The sequence below is a fragment of the Neorhizobium sp. USDA 3394 genome (genome assembly GCF_056280385.1).
In genome coordinates, this window is the sequence record NZ_JBWCDU010000001.1 from 513,862 (window position 1) to 535,193 (window position 21,332).

At 63.9% G+C, this 21,332-nt stretch carries 11 protein-coding genes and 2 pseudogenes; all 13 read right to left on the reverse strand.

The features are described from left to right. Positions 1–71: 71 nt before the first annotated feature. Complete coding sequence (locus ACZ9EJ_RS02230; protein WP_046639605.1) at positions 72–1,700, reverse strand: alpha-D-glucose phosphate-specific phosphoglucomutase; 1,629 nt, start codon at positions 1,698–1,700, stop codon at positions 72–74. 2 nt (positions 1,701–1,702) lie between these two features. After that, positions 1,703–3,160: a glycogen synthase GlgA gene (gene glgA / locus ACZ9EJ_RS02235; protein WP_046639544.1), complete on the reverse strand. Its 1,458-nt coding sequence runs from the start codon at positions 3,158–3,160 to the stop codon at positions 1,703–1,705. A gap of 6 nt (positions 3,161–3,166) precedes the next feature. After that, positions 3,167–4,429, reverse strand: a complete 1,263-nt coding sequence (gene glgC / locus ACZ9EJ_RS02240) for a glucose-1-phosphate adenylyltransferase (protein ID WP_037077261.1) — start codon at positions 4,427–4,429, stop codon at positions 3,167–3,169. Between the two features lie 20 nt (positions 4,430–4,449). Next, positions 4,450–6,660 carry a 1,4-alpha-glucan branching protein GlgB gene (gene glgB / locus ACZ9EJ_RS02245; protein ID WP_046629152.1) on the reverse strand — a complete coding sequence of 737 codons (2,211 nt, stop codon included), beginning with the start codon at positions 6,658–6,660 and terminating at the stop codon, positions 4,450–4,452. Then, positions 6,660–9,123 (reverse strand): annotated as a pseudogene (locus tag ACZ9EJ_RS02250) (glycogen/starch/alpha-glucan phosphorylase). The gene glgB and the pseudogene ACZ9EJ_RS02250 overlap by 1 nt, the downstream one beginning before the upstream one ends. Positions 9,124–9,322: 199 nt before the next feature. Next, the gene (locus tag ACZ9EJ_RS02255; protein WP_046639545.1) at positions 9,323–10,651 is read right to left on the reverse strand and encodes a TadE/TadG family type IV pilus assembly protein; all 1,329 of its coding nucleotides are present in this window, start codon (positions 10,649–10,651) and stop codon (positions 9,323–9,325) included. A 123-nt stretch (positions 10,652–10,774) separates the two neighbouring features. Next, positions 10,775–11,657: pseudogene (locus ACZ9EJ_RS02260) on the reverse strand (transglutaminase family protein). Continuing rightward, complete coding sequence (locus ACZ9EJ_RS02265) at positions 11,657–14,068, reverse strand: circularly permuted type 2 ATP-grasp protein (RefSeq protein ID WP_046629165.1); 2,412 nt, start codon at positions 14,066–14,068, stop codon at positions 11,657–11,659. Before ACZ9EJ_RS02265 ends, ACZ9EJ_RS02260 begins: the two are co-directional and overlap by 1 nt. An 8-nt stretch (positions 14,069–14,076) precedes the next feature. Continuing rightward, positions 14,077–17,403: a transglutaminase family protein gene (locus ACZ9EJ_RS02270; protein WP_046639547.1), complete on the reverse strand. Its 3,327-nt coding sequence runs from the start codon at positions 17,401–17,403 to the stop codon at positions 14,077–14,079. 151 nt (positions 17,404–17,554) lie between these two features. Next, the gene (locus tag ACZ9EJ_RS02275) at positions 17,555–18,709 is read right to left on the reverse strand and encodes an ABC transporter permease (protein WP_046639548.1); all 1,155 of its coding nucleotides are present in this window, start codon (positions 18,707–18,709) and stop codon (positions 17,555–17,557) included. Further along, positions 18,706–19,662, reverse strand: a complete 957-nt coding sequence (locus ACZ9EJ_RS02280; RefSeq protein WP_046639549.1) for an ABC transporter ATP-binding protein — start codon at positions 19,660–19,662, stop codon at positions 18,706–18,708. Before ACZ9EJ_RS02280 ends, ACZ9EJ_RS02275 begins: the two co-directional genes overlap by 4 nt. After that, positions 19,659–20,624 carry an HlyD family secretion protein gene (locus ACZ9EJ_RS02285; RefSeq protein WP_046639550.1) on the reverse strand — a complete coding sequence of 322 codons (966 nt, stop codon included), beginning with the start codon at positions 20,622–20,624 and terminating at the stop codon, positions 19,659–19,661. Before ACZ9EJ_RS02285 ends, ACZ9EJ_RS02280 begins: the two co-directional genes overlap by 4 nt. Then, the gene (locus ACZ9EJ_RS02290; protein WP_046639606.1) at positions 20,621–21,241 is read right to left on the reverse strand and encodes a TetR/AcrR family transcriptional regulator; all 621 of its coding nucleotides are present in this window, start codon (positions 21,239–21,241) and stop codon (positions 20,621–20,623) included. The genes ACZ9EJ_RS02285 and ACZ9EJ_RS02290 overlap by 4 nt, the downstream gene beginning before the upstream one ends. Between the last annotated feature and the right edge of the window lie 91 nt (positions 21,242–21,332).

The following is a 21,332-nucleotide window of genomic DNA, read 5'->3' on the forward strand; positions in this document are numbered from 1 at the left end:
AGGGGGAGATGCCCGGCAGGGCAGAGGGGGGTGAAACCATCCGTGGTGTCCCGAGTCTGGCGTTTAGGCCATCAGGTAATCACGGTCGGCTTGTCGCGGCCTGTCCTCTTGCGGAGATCGGAGATCTGGTCGGCCACCGCGATAAGGTCGGCGAGCGCTTCCTGGGTGTCGATTGTGTGGCGCGACGGATCGGGCTCGTAGCGTTCGACATAGACGCGGATCGTGGCGCCCGAGGTGCCGGTGCCGGAGAGGCGGAAGACGACGCGGGAGCCTCCTTCGAAGAGGATGCGGATGCCCTGGTTCTTCGAAACCGAACCGTCGATCGGGTCGTGATAGGCGAAGTCGTCGGCAGTGGCGACTTTCAGCGCGCCGAAAGTCTGGCCGGGGAGGGTCGCCAGCTTGTCGCGGAGCGCAGTGATCAGGAGGTTGGCAGCCTCCGAATCGACTTCTTCATAGTCGTGGCGCGAATAGTAGTTGCGGCCGTATTCAGCCCAGTGCGACTTGACGATCTCGGCGACGCTTTCGTTGCGGGCGGCCATGATGTTCAGCCAGAAGAGCACCGCCCAGAGGCCGTCCTTTTCGCGCACGTGGTCGGAGCCGGTGCCGAAGCTCTCTTCACCGCAGACCGTCGCCTTGCCGGCGTCGAGTAGGTTGCCGAAGAATTTCCAGCCGGTCGGGGTCTCGTACATGCCGATGCCGAGCTTTTCGGCGACGCGGTCGGCGGCGGCACTGGTCGGCATGGAGCGGGCGATGCCGGCGATGCCGCGGGCGTAACCCGGGGCGACGGTGGCGTTGGCGGCGATGATCGCGAGACTGTCGGAGGGAGTGACGAACATGCCCTTGCCGACGATCATGTTACGGTCGCCGTCGCCGTCGGAGGCGGCGCCGAAATGCGGGCCGCCGGGGCTCATCACATCGTCATAGAGTTCCTTGGCGTGGACGAGGTTGGGGTCCGGGTGGTGGCCGCCGAAATCCGGCAGGGGAACGGCGTTACGCACCGAGCCTTCCGGGGCGCCGAGGCGGTTTTCGAGAATCTGCCGCGCATAGGGGCCGGTGACGGCGCCCATCGAATCGATGACGACATTAACGCCGCTGGCGATGAGCGCCCGGATCGACGGGAAATCGAAGAGCTGTTCCATCAATTCGGCATAGTCGGCGACCGGATCGATCACCTCGACGGTCATGCCGGCGACGTCGAAGGTCCCGATCGCATCGAGATCGAGATCGGCGACGTCGGCGATCTTATAGGTATCGATGACCTTGGAGCGGGCGAAGATCGCGTCGGTGATCTTTTCCGGGGCCGGGCCGCCATTGCCGATATTGTACTTGATGCCGAAATCCTCGGTCGGGCCGCCGGGATTGTGGCTGGCCGAGAGGATGATGCCGCCATAGGCCTGATATTTGCGGATGATGTTTGAGGCGGCAGGGGTGGAGAGGATGCCGCCCTGGCCGACCATGACCTTGCCGAAGCCGCTGGCTGCGGCCATCTTGATCGCCTTCTGGATGACTTCGCGGTTGTAGTAGCGGCCGTCGCCGCCGATCACCAGCGTCTGGCCCTCGAAGCCTTCGAGGCTGTCAAAGATCGACTGGATGAAGTTCTCCGCGTAGTTCGCCTGCGCGAAAACCGGGACCTTCTTGCGCAGGCCGGACGTGCCCGGCTTCTGATCCTGAAAGGGTGTCGTCGAAACGGTCTTGATCATGGTCATGATCCTTTTTTGGCAATGAGGCTGGCATAGAGGCCGGCATAAAGTCCGGCGCTCCTTTCCCAGGATACATCGGATTTCATGCCCTGCTTCTGCATCCCCGTCCAGACCTTCGGCTGATGGTAGAGGCTAACGGCGCGGCGAAGCGCCCGACGCAGGTTATCGGTGGTGACCGGCCCGAAGGACACGCCAGTGGCCGCCCTGGCGGCGATTGCGGCGTGGCTGGCATCGATGACGGTGTCGTTCAGGCCGCCGGTGCGGGCGACGACGGGAATGCAGCCGTAGCGCAGGCCGTAGAGTTGGGTCAGGCCGCAGGGCTCGAAGCGCGAGGGAATGACGATCGCATCGCAGCCAGCCTGCATCAGGTGGGAGAGCGGTTCGTCATAGATGGAAAGGACGGCGACCTTGCCGGGATGGCGTCTGGCGGCGGCATGGAAGGCGTTTTCGAGCGCCCGGTCGCCGGAGCCGAGGACGGCAAGCCGGCCGCCCATGGCGACGAGATCGTCGAGCGTTTCGGAGAGCAGGTCCATGCCCTTCTGCCAGGTGAGCCGCGAGATGACGCAGAAGAGCGGCCCGGCCTCCTGGTCGAGACCGAAGCGTTCTGCGACCGCCCGCTTGTTCTCGGCGCGGGTCTTCAGCGTCGTCGCATTGTAGTGGGCCTGCACGGCGGGGTCGGTCGCCGGGTCCCAGATGTCGGCATCGATGCCGTTGACGATGCCGTGGAGATCGCGCTGGCGGATCGTCAACAGGCCTTCCAGCCCCATGCCGAATTCGGGGGTGAGGATTTCCTCGGCATAGGAGGGGCTGACGGTCGAGATCGCCCAGCTCGTCTGAAGGCCGGCCTTCAGGAAACCGACGCCGCCGAAATATTCGACGCCTTCGATGCCGAAGGCATGCGCCGGCAGTTCGAGATAGGGGAAGATATCGGCGCCGTACTGCCCCTGGAAGGCAATGTTGTGGATGGTGATGAGGGTCGGCACTTCGGGCTCGGCCGAATAGCGCATGTAGGCCGGCACCATCGCCGCCTGCCAGTCGTGGACGTGGACGATATCCGGCCGCCAGCCTTCAATGCCACCCGCCATGGCACCCTGCGCGATCATCGCGCCGGCCTTGGAAAGGGCCGCGAAGCGCCGCCAGTTGTCGAAATGGTCCCTGGAGGCGGCATCGACGTAAGGGCCGCCGGGCCGATCGAAAAAAGTCGGGGAATCGAGGATCAGGAGGTCGAGGCCCTGATACTCGACCTCGAGCACGTCGGCCCTGGCGCCGAGCAGGTTTTCGAAACTCAGGCGGAGCTTGGCGTCCTTGACGACGCGCATCACCGCCGGATAACCGGGCATCAGCGTCTTCACCGAAACGCCATGGCCTTTGAGGGCGAGCGGCAGCGCGCCGGCCACATCGGCCAGCCCGCCGGTCTTCACGAGCGGATAGACTTCGGACGCGACCGAAAGCACTTGCATAAGACGTTACAGATCCAGTTTGTCGATCATTGCCTGGGTGATCAGGCAGATACCGGTTTCGGTGCGGCGGAAACGCTTCGCATCGAGTTCGGGATCTTCGCCGACCACCAGGCCTTCGGGAATGGTTACACCGTGATCGATGACGACATTACGAAGCTGCGCGCGTCGTCCGATCCTGACATTCGGCAGCACGACCGCGCCCTCCAGGCGTGAATAGGAATTGGCGCGCACCCCGGTGAAGAGCAGGCTGCGATTGAGCGACGAGCCGGAGATGATGCAGTCGCCGGATACGACCGAGGAGGTCGCCGAACCACGGCGGTTTTCGTCGTCATGGACGAATTTTGCAGGCGGGGTGATTTCCGCATAGGTCCAGATCGGCCAGGACTTGTCGTAGATATCGAGGCCGGGGACAATCTCGGTCAGGTCGATATTGGCCTGCCAGTAGGCGTCCACCGTGCCGGCGTCGCGCCAGTAGGGCTCGCGTTCGAAATCGGAGCGGACGCAGCTGTCGGCGAAACGGTGGGCGACGGCTTTCCCGTGTTCGACGATATAGGGGATGATGTCCTTGCCGAAATCGCGGCTGGAGCCGGGCGTTTCCGCGTCGCGCTTCAGCACGTCCATCAGGAACTTGGTGTGGAAAACGTAGATGCCCATCGAGGCGAGCGCGAAATCCGGATTGCCGGGAATGCCGGGCGGATCGGCGGGCTTCTCGACGAAGGCGATGATCTCGTCCTTCTCGTTGACATGCATGACGCCGAAGCCGGTCGCTTCCATGCGCGGCACTTCGAGGCAGCCGACGGTAACCTGCGCGCCGCTGTCCACATGCTGCTGCAGCATGTATTCGTAGTCCATCTTGTAGACGTGGTCGCCGGCCAGGATGACCATGTATTCGGGCGCGTAGGCCTCGATGATGTCGATGTTCTGGAAGACGGCGTCGGCTGTGCCTTCATACCATTGCGTCTCGGAGACACGCTGGGAGGCGGGCAGGATGTCGAAGCTCTCGTTGCGCTCGGGCCGGAAGAAGTTCCAGCCGCGCTGCATGTGGCGGATCAGCGAATGGGCCTTGTACTGGGTCGCCACCCCGATGCGGCGGATGCCGGAATTCAGCGCGTTCGACAGCGCGAAATCGATGATGCGCGCCTTGCCGCCGAAATAGACGGCAGGCTTGGCGCGACGGTCGGTGAGTTCCTTCAGGCGACTGCCGCGGCCGCCGGCAAGCACATAGGCCATTGCATCGCGCGACAGGGGCTGAATTCTCTTTTCGTTCATCGTTTCCCTCCCAAGGTCCCTTATGCTTGTTCCAGTTCGAGCATGATCGTCGCCAGCGGCGGCAGCGTGACTTCGGCCTGAACGGTTCCTCCCGCGTTCACAGCCTGAACGCGACCGCCATTGCCTTTGCCGCTGCCGCCGTAGATCTCGGCGTCGGTATTCAGGATTTCCCGCCATCTGCCTTCGATTGGCAAGGGGATGCGGAAATTTTCACGGTAGACGGGCGTAAAATTGCTGATAACCGCCACCGGCTTTTCTCCCGGCGACATGCGCAGCCACGCATAGACGGAGTTTTCCGCGTCGTCGGCGATCAGCCACTGGAAACCTTCGCCCTCGCAGTCGCGGGCATGCAGCGCGGGTTTGGAGCGGTAACAGAAATTGAGATCGCGGACCAAGCGGCGCATGCCCTCGTGCGGATGATACTGGAGCAGGTTCCAGTCGAGCGAGCGGGCTTCGCTCCATTCGCTCCACTGGGCGAATTCCTGGCCCATGAACAGCAGTTTCTTGCCGGGATAACCCCACATGAAACCGTAATAGGCCCGCAGGTTCGCGAATTTCTGCCAGTCGTCGCCGGCCATCTTGGCGATCAGCGAGCCTTTGCCGTGCACCACTTCGTCGTGGGACAGTGGCAGGACGAAGTTTTCGGAATAGGCGTAGATCAGACCGAAAGTGAGTTCGTTGTGGTGATGTTTGCGGTGGATCGGTTCGCGCTGAAGGTAGCTCAGCGTGTCGTGCATCCAGCCCATGTTCCACTTGAAGCCGAAGCCGAGGCCTCCCTCGTGGACGGGATGCGAGACCTTTGGCCAGGAGGTCGATTCCTCGGCGATCGTCATCACGCCCGGATGGGCGTTATAGGAAAGCGAGTTCATCTTCTGCAGGAAGCGCACTGCTTCCAGGTTCTCGCGCCCGCCATATTCGTTGGGCACCCATTCGCCCTCTTTGCGCGAATAGTCGAGATAGAGCATGGAGGCGACGGCATCGACCCGCAGCCCGTCGAGATGGAATTTCTCCGACCAGTAGAGCGCGTTGTTGACGAGGTAGGAAAGCACTTCGAGCCGGCCGAAATTGTAGATCGCGGTGTTCCAGTCCGGGTGAAAACCCTGGCGCGGATCGGCATGTTCATAAAGTGCCGTACCGTCGAAGAAACGCAGGCCGTGGGCATCGGTCGGGAAATGCGCCGGTACCCAATCGAGGATGACGCCGATGCCGACCTTGTGGCAGCCGTTGACGAAGCGGGCGAACCCTTCCGGCTCGCCGAAGCGCGCCGACGGGGCGAAAAGCCCGGTCGTCTGGTAACCCCAGGACGGATCGAAGGGATGTTCGGTGATCGGCAGAAACTCGATATGGGTGAAGCCCATGTCGGTGCAATAGGGGATCAGTTCCGAGGCAAGCTCGTCCCAGGAGAGGAAGGAGCCGTCCGGCTTCTTGCGCCAGGAGCCGGCATGCACTTCGTAGATCGAGATCGGCTGGCGGCGGTGGTCGGCCTTTTCCCAGAATTCCCGGTGGGCCGCGTCGTCCCATGTCTGGGAGAGTTCCGGCGCGGTAACCGAGGCGGTATTGGGGCGCAGTTCCGCGCGCCGGGCGTAAGGGTCGGCCTTCAGCGGCAGGACGGTGCCGTCCTTGCCGACGATCTCGAACTTGTAGGCGGCGCCCGCCCGGATATCGGGTGCGAAGATCTCCCAGATGCCGGTATCGAGGCGCAGCCGCATGACGTGACGTCGGCCGTCCCAGCCGTTGAAGTCACCGACGACGGAAACGCGCTTGGCGTTCGGCGCCCAGACGGCGAAGTGGAAACCCTCGACGCCCTCGTGTTTCAGCGCATGGGCGCCCATCTTGTCGAACAGGCGCAGATGCGAGCCTTCGCGGACGAAATAATCGTCCATGGGCCCGAGCACCGGGCCGAACGTATAGGGGTCAGTGACCGCCCATTCGTCATCGCCGCGGCGGGCGCGGTAACGGATGGGCTGGAGGTGGGTGGCGTTGACGAGGCCTTCGAAATATCCGGCATCGTGGCGGCGCGTCAGCTCGCCGAGTTCGGTGCCACTAAGCGAAAGGGCGGTGACGGCCTCGGCACCCGGAACGAAGCAACGAACCCTGAAACCGTCCCCGAGCTTGTGGAGCCCGAGGACGGCGAAGGGATTGGTATGCCTGCCTTCCAAAATCGCCTCGATCTCGGATAACGGAATCTCTCCAGGAGCTCTCCCGTCATCGACGCGCGGCGATTTTTTCATCAGGCTCTCCAGATTTCCGACGCATACTGACGAATAGTTCTGTCCGAGGAGAACCATCCCATCCGGGCGGTATTGCGAATTGTCTTCGAATACCAGGATTTAGGGTCGGACCAGATTTGGTCAACGTGGCGCTGGGCGTCCGCATAGGCGTCGAAATCGGCGGCGACCATGAACCAGTCGTGATTGTAGATGCCGTCGGTGAGGGTGGTGAAGCGCGAGCGGTCGTCGGGCGAAAAGACGCCGGTCGCGATCGCGTTGAGCGCCTGGGCCAGTTCACGCGACTTCTCGATGATCGCGCGAGGCTGGTAGGTCTCGGAACGGACCTTGGCGACCTCGTCGGCGGTCATGCCGAAGATGACGATATTCTCCTCGCCGACATGATCGCGCATCTCGACGTTCGCACCGTCGAGCGTGCCGATGGTCATCGCGCCGTTCAGCGCGAACTTCATGTTGCCGGTGCCGGATGCTTCCATGCCGGCCGGTCGAGATCTGCTCGGAAAGATCGGCGGCCGGAACGATGATCTCGGCGAGCGAGACGTTGTAGTTCGGTACGAAGACGACCTTGAGCAGGCCGCGGACGGCCGGATCGTTGTTGATGACGCGCGCCACGTCATTGGCGAGCTTGATGATCAGCTTGGCGTTGTGATAGCTCGGCGCCGCCTTGCCGGCGAACAGTTTTACGCGCGGCACCCAGTCCATTTCGGGATGCGAGCGGATCTGGTCGTAAAGGGCGACCGCCTCGATGATGTTGAGAAGCTGGCGCTTGTATTCGTGGATGCGCTTGATCTGGATGTCGAACATTGCCGACGGGTCGATGCGGATGCCCATGCGGCTGCCCACGAGGTTGGCAAGCTGCACCTTGTTGGCCCGCTTCACGGCGGCGAACTTCTCCTGGAAGGCCGGGTCGTCCGCATGCGCGTCGAGTGCCTTGAGCGCTTCGGTATTGTCGAGGAACTCGTCGCCGATCGCGTCCTGGATCAGCGAGGTGAGGCCCTGGTTGCACTGCATCAGCCAGCGGCGCGGGGTGATGCCGTTGGTCTTGTTGTTGATGCGGGCCGGATACATGGTGTGCAGGTCGGCGAAGACCGTGACCTTCATCAGGTCCGTATGCAGGGCCGAGACGCCGTTGACCGAATGGGAGCCGACAAAGGCAAGGTTGCCCATGCGGACGCGACGGTCGCCGCTTTCGTCGATCAGCGAGATCGCGCGGATCTGGGTGTCGGAGAAGCTCTTCTGCTTGCGCGCCTCGATCAGGATCAGGGCATTGATCGCATAGACGATCTGCATGTGACGCGGCAGGAGGCGCTCGAACAGCGGTACCGGCCAGGTTTCCAGCGCCTCCGGCAGCAGCGTGTGGTTGGTGTAGGAGAAGGTCTGGCGGGTGACCGACCAGGCCTGCTCGAAATCCATGCCGTGGATGTCGGTCAGCAGGCGCATCAGCTCGGCGATCGACACGGCCGGGTGGGTGTCATTGAGCTGGATCGCGACCTTCTCGTGAAGGTTGGTGAAATCCGGATACTGCTGCAGGTGGCGGCGCAGGATGTCCTGGAGCGAGGCCGAGGAGAAGAAGAATTCCTGGCGCAGGCGCAGTTCCTGGCCGGCCGGGTTGGCATCGGCCGGATAGAGGACGCGGGTCAGGCTTTCCGCCTTGTTGCTTTCGCGCAGCGCGCCGATGTGGTCGCCGGCGTTGAAGGCGTCAAGCAGGATCGGGTCGATCGGCTGTGCCGACCAGAGGCGCAGAGTGTTGACGCGTTTTCCGCGCCAGCCGACGGCCGGCGTGTCGTAGGCCATGGCGATGACGCGTTCGGCCGGCTTCCAGACGTAGCGCGGCGTCTCGTCGTAGCCGCCGACGGTTTCGACCGTGCCGCCGTAACCGATTTCGTAGGAGCTCTCGCGGCGTTCGAATTCCCAGGGGTTGCCGTGGGCAAGCCAGCTTTCCGGAAGCTCGACCTGCCAGCCGTCGGCCATCTGCTGGCGGAACAGGCCGTGGACGTAGCGGATGCCGTAGCCATAGGCCGGGATGTCGACGGTCGCCATGCTCTCCATGAAACAGGCGGCGAGACGGCCGAGACCGCCGTTGCCGAGCGCGGCGTCCGGTTCGAGAACGGCAATCACGTCGATATCCACACCGAGCGAGGAAAGCGCGTCGCGGATTTCCTGCATCAGGCCCATGTTGCTGACGGCGTCGCGCATCAGGCGGCCGATCAGGAATTCGAGCGACAGGTAATAAACGCGCTTGCCGCCGGTCCGATAGACCTTGCGGGTCGATTCCATCCAGGTGTCGATGATGCGGTCGCGCACCACCAGGATCGTGGCGGTCAGCCAGTCATGCGGCTTGGCCACCTTGGCGTCCTTACCGATACGGTAGGTCAGGCGCTCGATGATCTCTTCCGCCATGATTTCGGGACGGGAGCTGCGGGGAGCCGGCTGAGGAATTTCGACCGGAGAAGACGTGTTGTTCATATGTCGCCAACTTTCTGGGGAGCGGGAGGAGGGGCGTCCGATTCAGTCCATCTGGCAAGATGTATCGCGACAGTTTATGCACCGTTATGACACTGTTGCAATGCTCGATTTATCTTTGCGTGTATCGCTCGGACAAGGCCAACGAAAAACGCCCCGCCGGTGAGGGCGAGGCGTCCTTGCGACCGTTCTGGAAGCAGGTTCAGTTGGTCAGGCGGGTGCCGGTCTGGGCAGCCTTGCGGGCGATCTCGCCGAAGGTTTTCACAAGGCTCGTCATGTCAGTCGGCTCGTAATAATATCCGGGGCCGCTGGCGCAGTAGTTCAGCAGCTTCTTGCCCTTGTCCGGCGCCATGAAGGCGATCGTGTAGATCTTGATGCCCTTTGACATTTCCTCTTCCGTGAGCTGCTCCCCGTTCTTCAGCTTCAGCTTTGCGGCATCCGTCAGGCCGTCGCTTTTCGCGTTCAGGCAGATGTCGCGGACTTTGGTGTCGATCGTCGAATTCCAGGTCCCGCTGTTGCCGGTCATCTCGCCATCCGTCATGAAAACGATGTAACGATCGAAATTGGTGTTGCCCTTGCCGTTATGGGCGGTCTTTTCGGTGGCGTTGGCATTCTTCAGCGCATTGAGTGCATTGGTCAGCGCGCCGCTGGCGTCGGTGCCGCCCGACGGTGGTTCCGGCAGCTTCTTGACATAGCTGTCCACGAGCGAAGTACCCCACTGGATACTCTGCTGGGCCTTCGTCTGGTCGTCGTAGGAATCGGCGCCGACACGGATCAGTTCGTGGTTCGGATCGGCCTTTTCAAGCTCGGCGAACATGACACCAGCGGCGGCCTTAAGCGACGCCATCTTCGTTATGTAGTTGGGCACATCTCCCATATGCCAGCCGTAGCAAGTCTTCGAATTATTCTTGTTACCGCATTCGTATGGTCCATTGACCCAACCGGGCTTCGTCGGGGCGGTTGCGTTTACGGTGGTTGTGTCCTCTGCCATCGAGCCCGATTCATCGAGCGCCAGGTACATCGAGAGGGCATTGCCTTCGCGGCCGCTCGCGGCGACGCTTTCGACGCTGACGCGCACGGTCTGGAAGCCGAGAAGCGAGGTCAGGCCGCTGAGCGGCACGTCGTAGCTCGACTTCATGCGGACCTCGTAGCTGGCAGCCGTGGTGGAACTGCCCGAGGAGGTTACCAATGTCTGGGTGTTCGCTCGAAGCTTGGCCTCTTCCGCGGCCTGCTGCTCAGCGGAAATGCCGGATTTCTTGAGCTCCTCTATCTTCTGGGCGACATACATATCGGTGCCGAGCTTCTGGGCTTCCGCCGTCGTCATGGTGCCCTTGGCGGCCATGGCGGACGCCGCAGCGAGAGTGGCGCTGTCGGCCAGCGCCTGGAGCTGGCTCTTTTCATCCATCGCCTGCGTCAGATCGACCGCGACGCCGCCGACCGCAAACAGGACGGGAAGCAGTGCAGCCGTCATGATACCGAAATTACCGCCGCGGTCCTTCGCCAGCCGCGCAAAAAGCGTGTGCTTCATCATTAGCCCCCAGAGTTCAATTCATTTGAACATCCGTGGTGTATTCCTGGCGAGTATAGGAAGACCTAAACCATTTGGTGCAATTTTACGGAATGCCGGGAATCAGCGCCAAAACGGAGCGGGATTTCAGGATTTTACCGGAATGACGTCCACCGCCTGCACGGCGTTCTGGTTTCCGTAACCCTTGAGCATGCCGATGACCGGGGCGACGTCGGAATAGTCGCGGCCGTAACCGACGACGATATGGTCGCTGCCGGCCGGAATGTTGTTGGTCGGATCGAGTTCGACATACCCCATCGTCTCGCCGCACCAGACCCGCACCCATGCGTGCATGGCGTCGGCACCTTCGAGGCGCTCCTTGCCCGGCGGCGGAATGGTGCGCAGAAAGCCGCTGACATAACCCGCCGGAATGCCGAGGCTGCGCAGCGCCACGATCATGATATGGGTGAAATCCTGGCACACGCCGCGCTTCAGCCGGAAGGCCTCCTTGGGCGTCGTATCGACCTCGGTCGCCTTGGCGTCGTAGGTGAAGTCCTTGTGGATGCGGGCGCAGATGCCAAGCGCGATCTCAAGCACCGTCTGGCCCGGCTTGACGATCTCGCGGGCATAGGCGGCGATCAGCGGCTCCTCGGCAAGACGCGGGCTTGCGCCCGTCAGGTGATGCGGGGAGGCGGCATCGACCGACCAGAAATCCGCCAGTTCGTCGGCGAGGGTCGGCAGTTCCGGCGACAGGTCCGCGGTCATCGAGGTGGTTTCCACCATGACGCGGGCCTGCATGCGGATGTCGAGCGTTTCGTGCGGCGCACGCAGCAGCACGGACGTCGCCTGCTGGCCGAAAAAATCGATGAATGTGGTCCGCTCGTCGGCCTGCGGGCCGACGGTGATCGAGCCGGCGATCAGCCGCTGCCGGTCGGGCAGGGACAGCGGCAGGAGGCGGATCACGTGGCGGGCGCCCGAGGCCGGCACGTCGTAGGTATAACCCATGTGGAGGAGAGAGATCGTAAAGCATCAGCTGAAATAAGTCTGGCCGAGGATATCGGACAGCTTCTCCATCTCCAGTTCGATCTTCTGGTAGGTATCGTCGTTCATCGCCTCCGGGGTCATCACCGCAAGGCCGGAATGCAGCCGCATCGCCTCGCGGTAGAAGGGCGACATCTGGCCGTTGACGAAGGCGTTCGGCAATTGCTCCACCTCGGTGCGGATTTCGTTCAGCTGGAACAGGATCGAGCGCGGGTTCAAGGGGTCGAGCGCCAGGAGGTCGGCGACCGTCAGCCTTGCCGTGTTGACGTTGTAGCGGCGGCGGTGGGTCATGACGCTGTCGCCGATCTCGAGCAGCATGTCGAGCGAGCCATCCGGCGCGTCGGGGCCTGACATGTGGCCGAGCAGCCGGGTCATGTGCATGCCGCGCTCCAGGTGGCGGCCGATCGACAGGAAACGCCAGCCGGTGAAACGGTACATGTTTTCATGCACCAGACCGGCAAAACCAGCGAGCTTGCGCAGGAGCACGGTCATCGCATGCGAGGCGTCGTCGCCCGCATGCACGGTTTCGTGGAAGCGGCGGGCGGTCTTGGCAAGGTCGGTCAGCGCCAGCCAGCCGTCCGGCGAGAAACGGTCACGAATGTTGCTCGCCGAATAGATGGCGCTGTCGATGTTGCGCAGAAGCGATGCCGGCACCGCCTTGGTCATCTCGACATCGATGCCCTTCAGGTAGCGGGTGACATCGGCAAGAAGCGGTGCGTTCGGGTCGGCAGACTCGGCGTAGCGCAGGTGCCAGGCGCGCAGAATGCGCAGGGCGCCTTCGGCCCGCTCGATATACCGGCCGAGCCAGTAGAGATTGTCCGCCGCGCGGCTCGGCAGGCTGCCGGGCATGTTGCGGGTGAAACTTTCCTCGGGCGGCAGGAGCGTCGCCCTTGTCACCGGCTTGTCGCTGACGATCCAGACGTCGGCGGCGGCCCCGCCAGACTGCATGGCGATCGCCGCCACGTCGTCGCCGGCGCCGATGCGGGCAAAGCCGCCCGGCATGATCTGCCAGCCGTGTTCGGTGCGGGCGGCAAAGACGCGCAGCGACATCGGCCGCGGGGTGAGCTTGCCGTTGACATAGGCGGGCGTGGTCGAAAGCGTCACCACCTCCTGGCCGACCAGCTTGGCGCCTTCGGTTGCAAGCCAGTCGCCGACCGTGTCCCGCGCGGTCTTGCGCAGCGACGAGCCGAGAACCGATTGGCCGTTGTCGTCGAAGAAGGGCAGCCGCGAATAGGCCGGTCCGATGACCATGCGCTCGATGTTCTTGGCGACGTGCTCGCGTTCCTTTTTCTGCCCGCACCACCAGGTGGCGATCGAGGGCATGATCAGGTCCTCGCCGATCAGCCGCCGACAGACGGTCGGCGCAAAGGCCAGCAGCGCGCGGGTCTCGAGAATGCCGGAGCCGAGCGCATTGACGAATGTAAGCGCGCCGGCACGCAGCGCCTGGACCATGCCGGGCGTGCCGATATGGGAGTGCTGGTTGAGTTCGAGCGGATCCGCGTAGGCCGCGTCGAGGCGGCGCCAGAGCACGCCCACGGGCTTAAGGCCGGCCACGGTGCGGACCATGACGCGGTCGCCCACGACCGTGAGGTCCTCGCCCTCGAGGAGCATGAAGCCGAGATAGCGGGCGATATAGGCGTGTTCGAAATAGGTCTCGTTGGCCGGGCCCGGCGACAGGACCGCGATGCGGTCCTCCGGGTTCTGTTTGTGGGATTGCAGCGCATCGCGGAAGGCGCCGAAGAAGGAGGCGAGGCGGTGGACATGCGATTCGGCGTAGATGTCCGAAAAGGCGCGAGTGGTGGCGACGCGGTTTTCGAGCGCGAAACCGGCGCCGGACGGTGCCTGGGTGCGGTCGGCAAGCACCCACCAGTTACCGTCCGGTCCGCGGCCGATCTCGAACGAGCAGAAATGCAGGTAATGGCCGCCGACCGGTTTGACGCCCACCAGCGGGCGGAGGAATTCGGCATTCCCGGCAATCAGCGCCGGCGGCAGGAAACCCTCCTGCACCAGCTTGTTGTCGCCGTAGATATCGGCGATCAGCGCTTCCAGAAGATCGGCGCGCTGGGTCAGGCCCTTGCAGACGGTCTCCCATTCTCGGCCGTCGATGAGAACCGGCACGTGGCTGATCGGCCAGTTGCGCTCGCCGCTGCCCTGGGCGCCGTAGGTGCGGTAGAAGACGCCCGCGTCGCGCAGGTAACGGTCGGCGCGGGCGAAACGCTCGCGGCGCTCGTGCTCGGTCATGCGGCCGAGATGGGAGATCAGGTTGCGCCAGACCGGCCGGATCTGGCCGTTCGCATCGAGCATCTCGTCGGCAACGCCGGGCAATGCGGCATAACCGAGAAGGGGATCGCCAGCGATCCCCTCTTTTGCCTTGCGTTCGGTTGCCGGTGCCTTGGACATCGACTTTTTCAGACTCCTTGCGGCCGGCGCAGATCGAGCGTCAGCGGAAATTCGGGCGATGGCGTTTCGGCCAGAAGCGTATAGCCGCCTGCCGTATGCCCCCACGGCTCGAACCGGGCGAGGCGGCGTGCTTCCGCCTCGTTGCCGTTGACCGGGAAGGTGTCATAACTACGCCCGCCCGGATGGGCAACGTGATAGATGCAGCCGCCGATCGAACGTCCGGACCATGTATCATATATGTCGAACGTGAGCGGCGTATTAACCGGCAGGACCGGGTGTAGGCCGGCGGAGGGCTGCCAGGCCTTGAAGCGGACGCCGGCAACCGAGACGCCGGATGTGCCGGTGGCCTTGAGCGGCACGGCGCGGCCGTTGCAGGCGACGGTATAGCGGGACGGATTGGTGGTTTCGAGCCGGACCTGGAGGCGCTCCACCGACGAATCGACGTACCGCACGGTACCGCCGATGGCACCCTGCTCGCCCATCACGTGCCAGGGTTCGAGCGCCTGGCGCAGTTCGAGCTTGGAGCCCTCGTATTCGACCTCGCCAAAGAAGGGGAAACGGAATTCGAGTTGTGCCTCGAACCATTCGGGGCGCAGGTCGAAGCCGTTTTCGCGAAGGTCCTGAAGGACGTCCATGAAATCGGCCCAGACATAATGCGGCAGCATGAAGCGGTCCGCGAGCGCCGTTCCCCAGCGCACGAACCGGCCCTGAAGCGGGTTCTTCCAGAAGCGGGCGATCAGCGCCCGGACCAGCAGCTGCTGGGCAAGCGACATGCGTGCGTTCGGCGGCATCTCGAAGCCGCGGAACTCGACGAGCCCGAGCCGCCCGGTCGGGCCGTCCGGCGAGAACAGCTTGTCGATGCAGATTTCGGAGCGGTGGGTATTGCCGGTGACGTCGGTCAGAAGGTTGCGGAACAGGCGGTCGACCAGCCACGGGAGCGGGGCTGCACCCTGGCCGGGGGGCGGCACCTGGGCAAGCGCGATTTCCAGCTCGTACATCGAATCGTGGCGAGCCTCGTCGATGCGCGGCGCCTGGGAGGTCGGGCCGATGAACAGGCCGGAGAACAGGTAGGAGAGCGACGGATGGCGCTGCCAGTGCAGGACCAGGCTCTTCAAAAGGTCGGGCCGGCGCAGGAACGGGCTGTCGTTCGGATTGGCGCCGCCGACCACGACATGGTTGCCGCCGCCGGTGCCGGTGTGGCGGCCGTCGATCATGAACTTGTCGGCGCCGAGGCGGCTCTGGCGGGCCTCCTCGTAGATGGCGGTGGTGGTCGCCACCGTCTCCTTCCAGCTGGCGGCGGGATGGATGTTGACCTCGATGACGCCGGGATCGGGCGCGACGCGGATGACGTTGATGCGCTCGTCGTGGGGTGGCGCGTAGCCCTCGATATGCACGGCGAGGCCGAGTGCGGTCGCGGCGTTTTCGGCAGCTGCGATCAGTTCGAGATAGTCCTCGATCTTTTCAACCGGCGGCATGAAGACGCAGAGCCGGCCGTCCCGGGCTTCGACCGAAATTGCGGTCCGCACCGCGCCGCCGATTTCGCCGAGGGTTTGTTCGACGCGGCCGGGATTGGCCGCGTCTCCGGCCTTGAAGGAGGATTCGGGCATGGCGCGGCCGGCCGGGACGATCACGTCGGGCAGCGGATTGCGAGGGATGGAGGGGTCTGCCTCATGGATATAGGGAAATTGCGAGGGCGGGACGTAAGGCAGGGTGCCGAGCGGCAGGCGGTAACCGACCGGGCTGTCGCCGGGCACCAGGAAGATGCGGCCGCGGCGGGTGCGCCATTTCTCGCTGATCCAGCGCTTGCCGCTCGCCTTCGCGTTCCAGGCCTGGACCGGCAGGACATAACCGCTCGGGCTGGTCAGGCCGCGTTCGAAGACGCGGGCGATGCGGTTGCGCTCTTCCGGGTCCTTGAGCTTGGAATTGGACGGATCGACATTGTCCGGCAGCGAGCCTTCCTTGATGATCCATTCGGCCGGGTCCTCATAGGCCGGCACGACCATGTCGGGGGTGATGCCGAGTTCGGCGGCGATGCCGGTGAGCAGCCTTTCCGAATCCTGCTCGCCGACGCCGTAATTTTGGCCTTCCTCGGCGACGAGGTCCGGATTGCTCCAGATCGGCCGGCCGTCCTTGCGCCAGTAGAGCGAGAAGGTCCAGCGCGGCAGGCTTTCGCCCGGATACCACTTGCCCTGGCCGTAATGCAGGAACCCGCCCGGCGCGAAACGCTCGCGAAGCTTGCGGATCAGGACGTCGGCCTTTTCCCGCTTGGTGGGGCCGACGGCATCGGTGTTCCATTCGCCGGATTCGAAATCGTCGATCGACACGAAGGTCGGTTCGCCGCCCATGGTCAGGCGAACGTCCTGTGCCTGCAGTATGCGGTCGACCTGGTCGCCGAGCTTGTCGAGCGCCTCCCAGGATTCGTCCGAAAACGGCTTGGTGATGCGCGGGTGTTCGGCGACGCGATTGACCTTCATGTCGAAGGCGAAGGAGGTCTGCGCCTCGCCGAAATAACCGCCCGATATCGGGGCGGCGTTGCGGAAATGGGGCGTGGCGGCCAGCGGGATATGGCTTTCGCCGGTCAGAAGCCCGGAGGTCGGGTCGAGGCCGACCCAGCCGGCGCCGGGAAGATAGACCTCGCACCATGCGTGCAGGTCGGTGAAATCGACCTCGGTGCCGGAGGGGCCGTCAAGCGCCTTTAAGTCCGGCGTGAGCTGGATCAGGTAACCGGAGACGAAGCGGGCGGCGAGGCCGAGATGGCGGAGAATCTGGACCAGCAGCCAGCTCGTGTCGCGGCAGGAGCCCAAGGCCGAAGTCAGCGTCTGTTCCGGCGTCTGCACGCCGGGTTCCATGCGGATGACATAACCGATCGCCTGCTGCAGGCGGGCATTGATGCCGACCACCATGTCGACCGTCGGCTGGCCGGGGGACATGTCGAAGGTCTTCAGGTAATCGACCAGCGCCGGTTCGGGCGGTTCCGGCGTCATGTAGATCGACAGGTCCTCGACCAGTTCCGGCGGATAGCTGAACGGCCATTTCATCGCATCCTCTTCGACGAAGAAGTCGAAGGGATTGTAGACGGTCATGTCGGCGACGAGATCGACCTCGATCTTGAACTCGGTGACCGGGTCTGGAAACACGAATCGGGCGAGGTAGTTGCCGTAAGGATCCTGCTGCAGGTTCACGAAGTGGTTGGACGGCGTCACCTTCAGCGAATGGCTGAGCACCTTGGTGCGCGAATGGGCGGCCGGTTTGAGGCGGATGATCTGCGGTCCGAGACGGACGGGCTTGTCGTACATGTAATGGGTAAGGTGGTAGATACTCGCCTTGATCGACATACTGCCCCTTTGGCTGCCCCGTGCCGGCCTTTACGCTGGCCGATCGATGATCGTTGCCAGGATTTTGTGCGTTGCACGTAAATAATGCAAGGCGTATTCCGAGCTTATCGCGATGCGGCAACACCGGCGAATTGCGTAGGTTTTATGGTCCTCAATCCAGCGTGCGGCGGAAACGGCGCACCGCGATCAGCATGGCGACGGCCATCAGGCCGGCGAGCGCCAGCGTGTCATAGGCCAAGGTCTCGATGCTGGCGCCCTTCAGCATCACCGCCCGGACGATGCGGATATAGTGGGTCAGCGGCAGGGCTTCGCCGATCCACTGCGCCCAATTCGGCATGCCGGCGAAGGGGAACATGAAGCCGGAGAGGAGGATGTTCGGCAGGAAGAACATCATCGCCATCTGCATGGCTTGCAGCTGGTTGGCGGCGATCGTCGAGAACGTGTAGCCGATCGACAGGTTGGTGACGACGAAGAGAGAGGTCGCGGCCGCAAGCGACAGGGGATCGCCGAGGACCGGTACGCGGAAGACGAGGATACCGACGCCGATGATGACGAGCGCCTGGATGAGGCCGATCAGCACGTAGGGTGCGATCTTGCCGAGCATGATCTCCAGGGGCTTGATCGGCATGGAGAGCAGGTTCTCCATCGTGCCGCGCTCCACCTCGCGGGTGACCGAGAGGGCGGTGAAGATCAGCAGCGTCATCGTCAGGATCGTGCCGAGAAGGCCGGGGACGATGTTGAGCGTCGAGGAGCCGGCGGGGTTGTAGCGGCGGTGCTGGACGATCTGGAAGGCGGGTTTCACGGGCTCGGCGAATGTGATTTGGCGATCGTTTTCGAGCGCGGTCGAGATGATGCCGGAGAGCGCGCCGAGCGCCGAGCTGGCGGCGACCGGATCGGTGGCGTCGGCCGCGATCAGCAGCGAGGGCGAATCGCCGCGGCGCAGCGACCGTTCGAAACCTTCGGGAATTTCGACGACGAACAGGGCCTCGCCGGATTGCAGGAGCGCATCCATGTCCTCGGCGCGGGTGACAACGGTCTTCACCTCGAAGAAATCGGTGTTCTTCAAGGCAGCGAGGATGGAGCGGCCGACATCGCTGTTTTCGCGCATCAGCACGGCGGTCGGCAGGTTGTGCGGGGTGGTGTTGATCGCAAAGCCGAACAGGAAGAGCTGCATGATCGGCAGCATGACCATAGTCGCGAGCGTGATGCGGTCGCGGGTCATCTGGATGAATTCCTTGACCGTCATCGCCCAGAAGCGGCCGAAGGAACCGCCGTTGCCGTTTGCGCTGCCTGGTGCCGGGGTCATTTGAAATTGTCCTCCGAGCGGCGCATCAGGTCGATGAAGGCGTCTTCGAGCGTCGGTTCGCCCTTTTCCCATTTGAGGCCCGGCCGATCGCGATAGGGGGCGATGGCCTGTTCCAGGGCCGCGGCATCGCGGCCGGCGACGTGCAGGCTGGTGCCGAAGGGGGCGATCATGTCGATGCCGGGCCGGTTTTCGAGTTCGCCCTGGAGATGATGCACATCCGGGCCGGAGACCGTGAAGGTGACGAGGCCTGTACCGGCGATCACCTCGTCCACCGTGCCTTCGGCGAGCAGCTTTCCATAGGCGATATAGGCGATCTCGTGGCAGCGCTCGGCCTCGTCCATGTAATGGGTGGAGACGAGAACCGAGAGGCCGTCGGCGGCAAGCGCGTGGATCTCGTTCCAGAAATCGCGACGGGCCTTCGGGTCGACGCCGGCGGTCGGTTCGTCGAGAAGGAGAAGCGCCGGTTCGGGCAGGATGCAGGCGCCGAGCGCGAGGCGCTGCTTCCAGCCGCCGGAAAGTTCGCCGGCCAGTTGTTTCTCGCGGCCCTTGAGGCCGAGCCGTTCGATTGCCGCGCTCGCCTTACCGCGCGGATCGGGCAGGCCGTAGACGCGGGCGACGAATTCGAGGTTCTCGCGGATCGACAGGTCCTGGTAGAGCGAGAATTTCTGGGTCATGTAGCCGACCCGGCGGCGGATGCGGTCGCTTTCGGTCAGGATGTCGAAGCCGAGGCAGGTGCCGTCGCCGCTGTCGGGCGTCAAGAGGCCGCAGAGCATGCGGATCGTGGTCGTTTTGCCGGAGCCGTTGGGGCCGAGAAAGCCGTGGATGCGGCCCTTCTTCACCGACATGGAGACATCGTCGACTACCTTACGGCCGCCAAAACTCTTGGTGAGGTGGTGGACGTCGATCACCGTTTCGGGGGCGTCGACTTCGTAGGTTTCTGTGGCGGCGGTCATGGGCGTGGTCCGGGCAGGACGTCGACCGGCTGGCCGGGGCGCAGCGCCTTCGGATCCGACGGGATCGCCTCGATGCGATAGACGAGTTTTGCGCGCTCCTCGAGGCTGTAGATTTCCGGCGGGGTGTATTCGGCGGTCTTGGATATGAAACTGACCTTCGCGTCGGTCGGCCGGCAGGCGTCGCAGGTGACGCGGATCGGCTGGCCGAGCGACAGGCGGGCGATTTCGGTTTCCGGGACGAAGAAGCGGATTCGGACGTTTTCCGGCGGCAGGAGTGCGACGATCGGCCGGCCGGCGGGCACGACTTCGCCGCTGCGGTAATAGAGCGTCTCGATGCTGCCTGTGGCCGGTGCCGAAACCGAGCGGCGGGCAAGCGCTGCCTCGGCCGATGCGAGTTCGGCCCTGGCGGCGGCGACGGTTTCGCGCGCCTGGCGCAGGGTCTCGTCGCGGGCGGGGAGGGCGGCGAGGATGATCTGGCTGCGGACGTTGTCGAGGGCGGCGCGGTTGGCGGCCTCTGTCGCGGTCGCGGTGTCGAGATTGGCGCGGGTGGACGTGCCGCGCTCGACCAGCACGCGGGTGCGGTCGAGATCCTGTTCGGCAAGGTCCAGCCGGGCGGTGGCTTCCCGTTCGGAGGCGCGCAGCACGTCGATCTCCTCCGGGCGCTTCTGGGCGGCTTGCGCAAGGTCCAGCGCGGCCTGGGATTGGGCAAGCGCGGCGCGGGCTGCTGCGACGGCGGCTTCTTCGCTGGAGGAGTCGAGCTTGAAGAGTGGCGTTCCCGCCTCGATGGCCTGGCCTTCGGCGACGTCGAGTTTCGTCAGGCGGCCGGTGGTCTCAGTGCCGATGAACAGCGTATCGGCCTCGACCCAGCCCTGATAAGGGCGCGGCGGCCTGTCGGCGAGCAGAAACGGCAAGGCGGCGAGGGCCGCACCTGCGAGGATAAGGATTGCGAGGACACGCTTCATCTCGCGGCTCCCTCCGGCACGAACAGGGTATCGAGGAAGGTGTCGAACAGCTTTTGCGCGTCGAGATGTTCGTAGGCTTCGAAAAGCGTCGTCCAGATGATCGACAGCAGCGCCGGCGACATGACGATCTGCGGCATCTCGGCGAGCGCCGGATTGCGCAGTTCGCCGCGGGCGGCCGCCCGCGTCAGTAGGATGCGCAGCACGCCAAGACCCTTGGAAATGATCTCCCGGTGATAGAATTCGGTGACCGCCGGAAACATCGGGCCTTCCGCGAGAATGAGGCGCAGCAGGTGGCGGCGCTCGGTCTCCAGCACCTCGCGCTTGAAGAGCGTGTAGAACATCGACACGGCGAAACGCGGCGGGATCGCCTCGTTGGCCGCCAGCCCGTCGATCTGACCGAGGATCGGCGAGGCGATGCCGGAGACGAGTTCGATGAACAGCGCCTCCTTGTCGGGGAAATGCAGGTAGACCGTGCCCTTGGCGATGCCGGCGCGGGCCGCGACATCCTCCATGCGGGTGGCGGCAAAACCGCGCTCGGAAAAGCAGGCGAAGGCGGCGGCCAGGATTTCGGCCCGGCGTTGCTGCGGATCGCGCTTTTCTCTTTTCCTCCCGGCCACCGGCATCTCCATTTATGACTGACTGGTCGGTCATTAACATTCTGTTGCAAAAATTGCAAGCGGTTTTGGGACGCGTTGGGGCTGGCGGGGG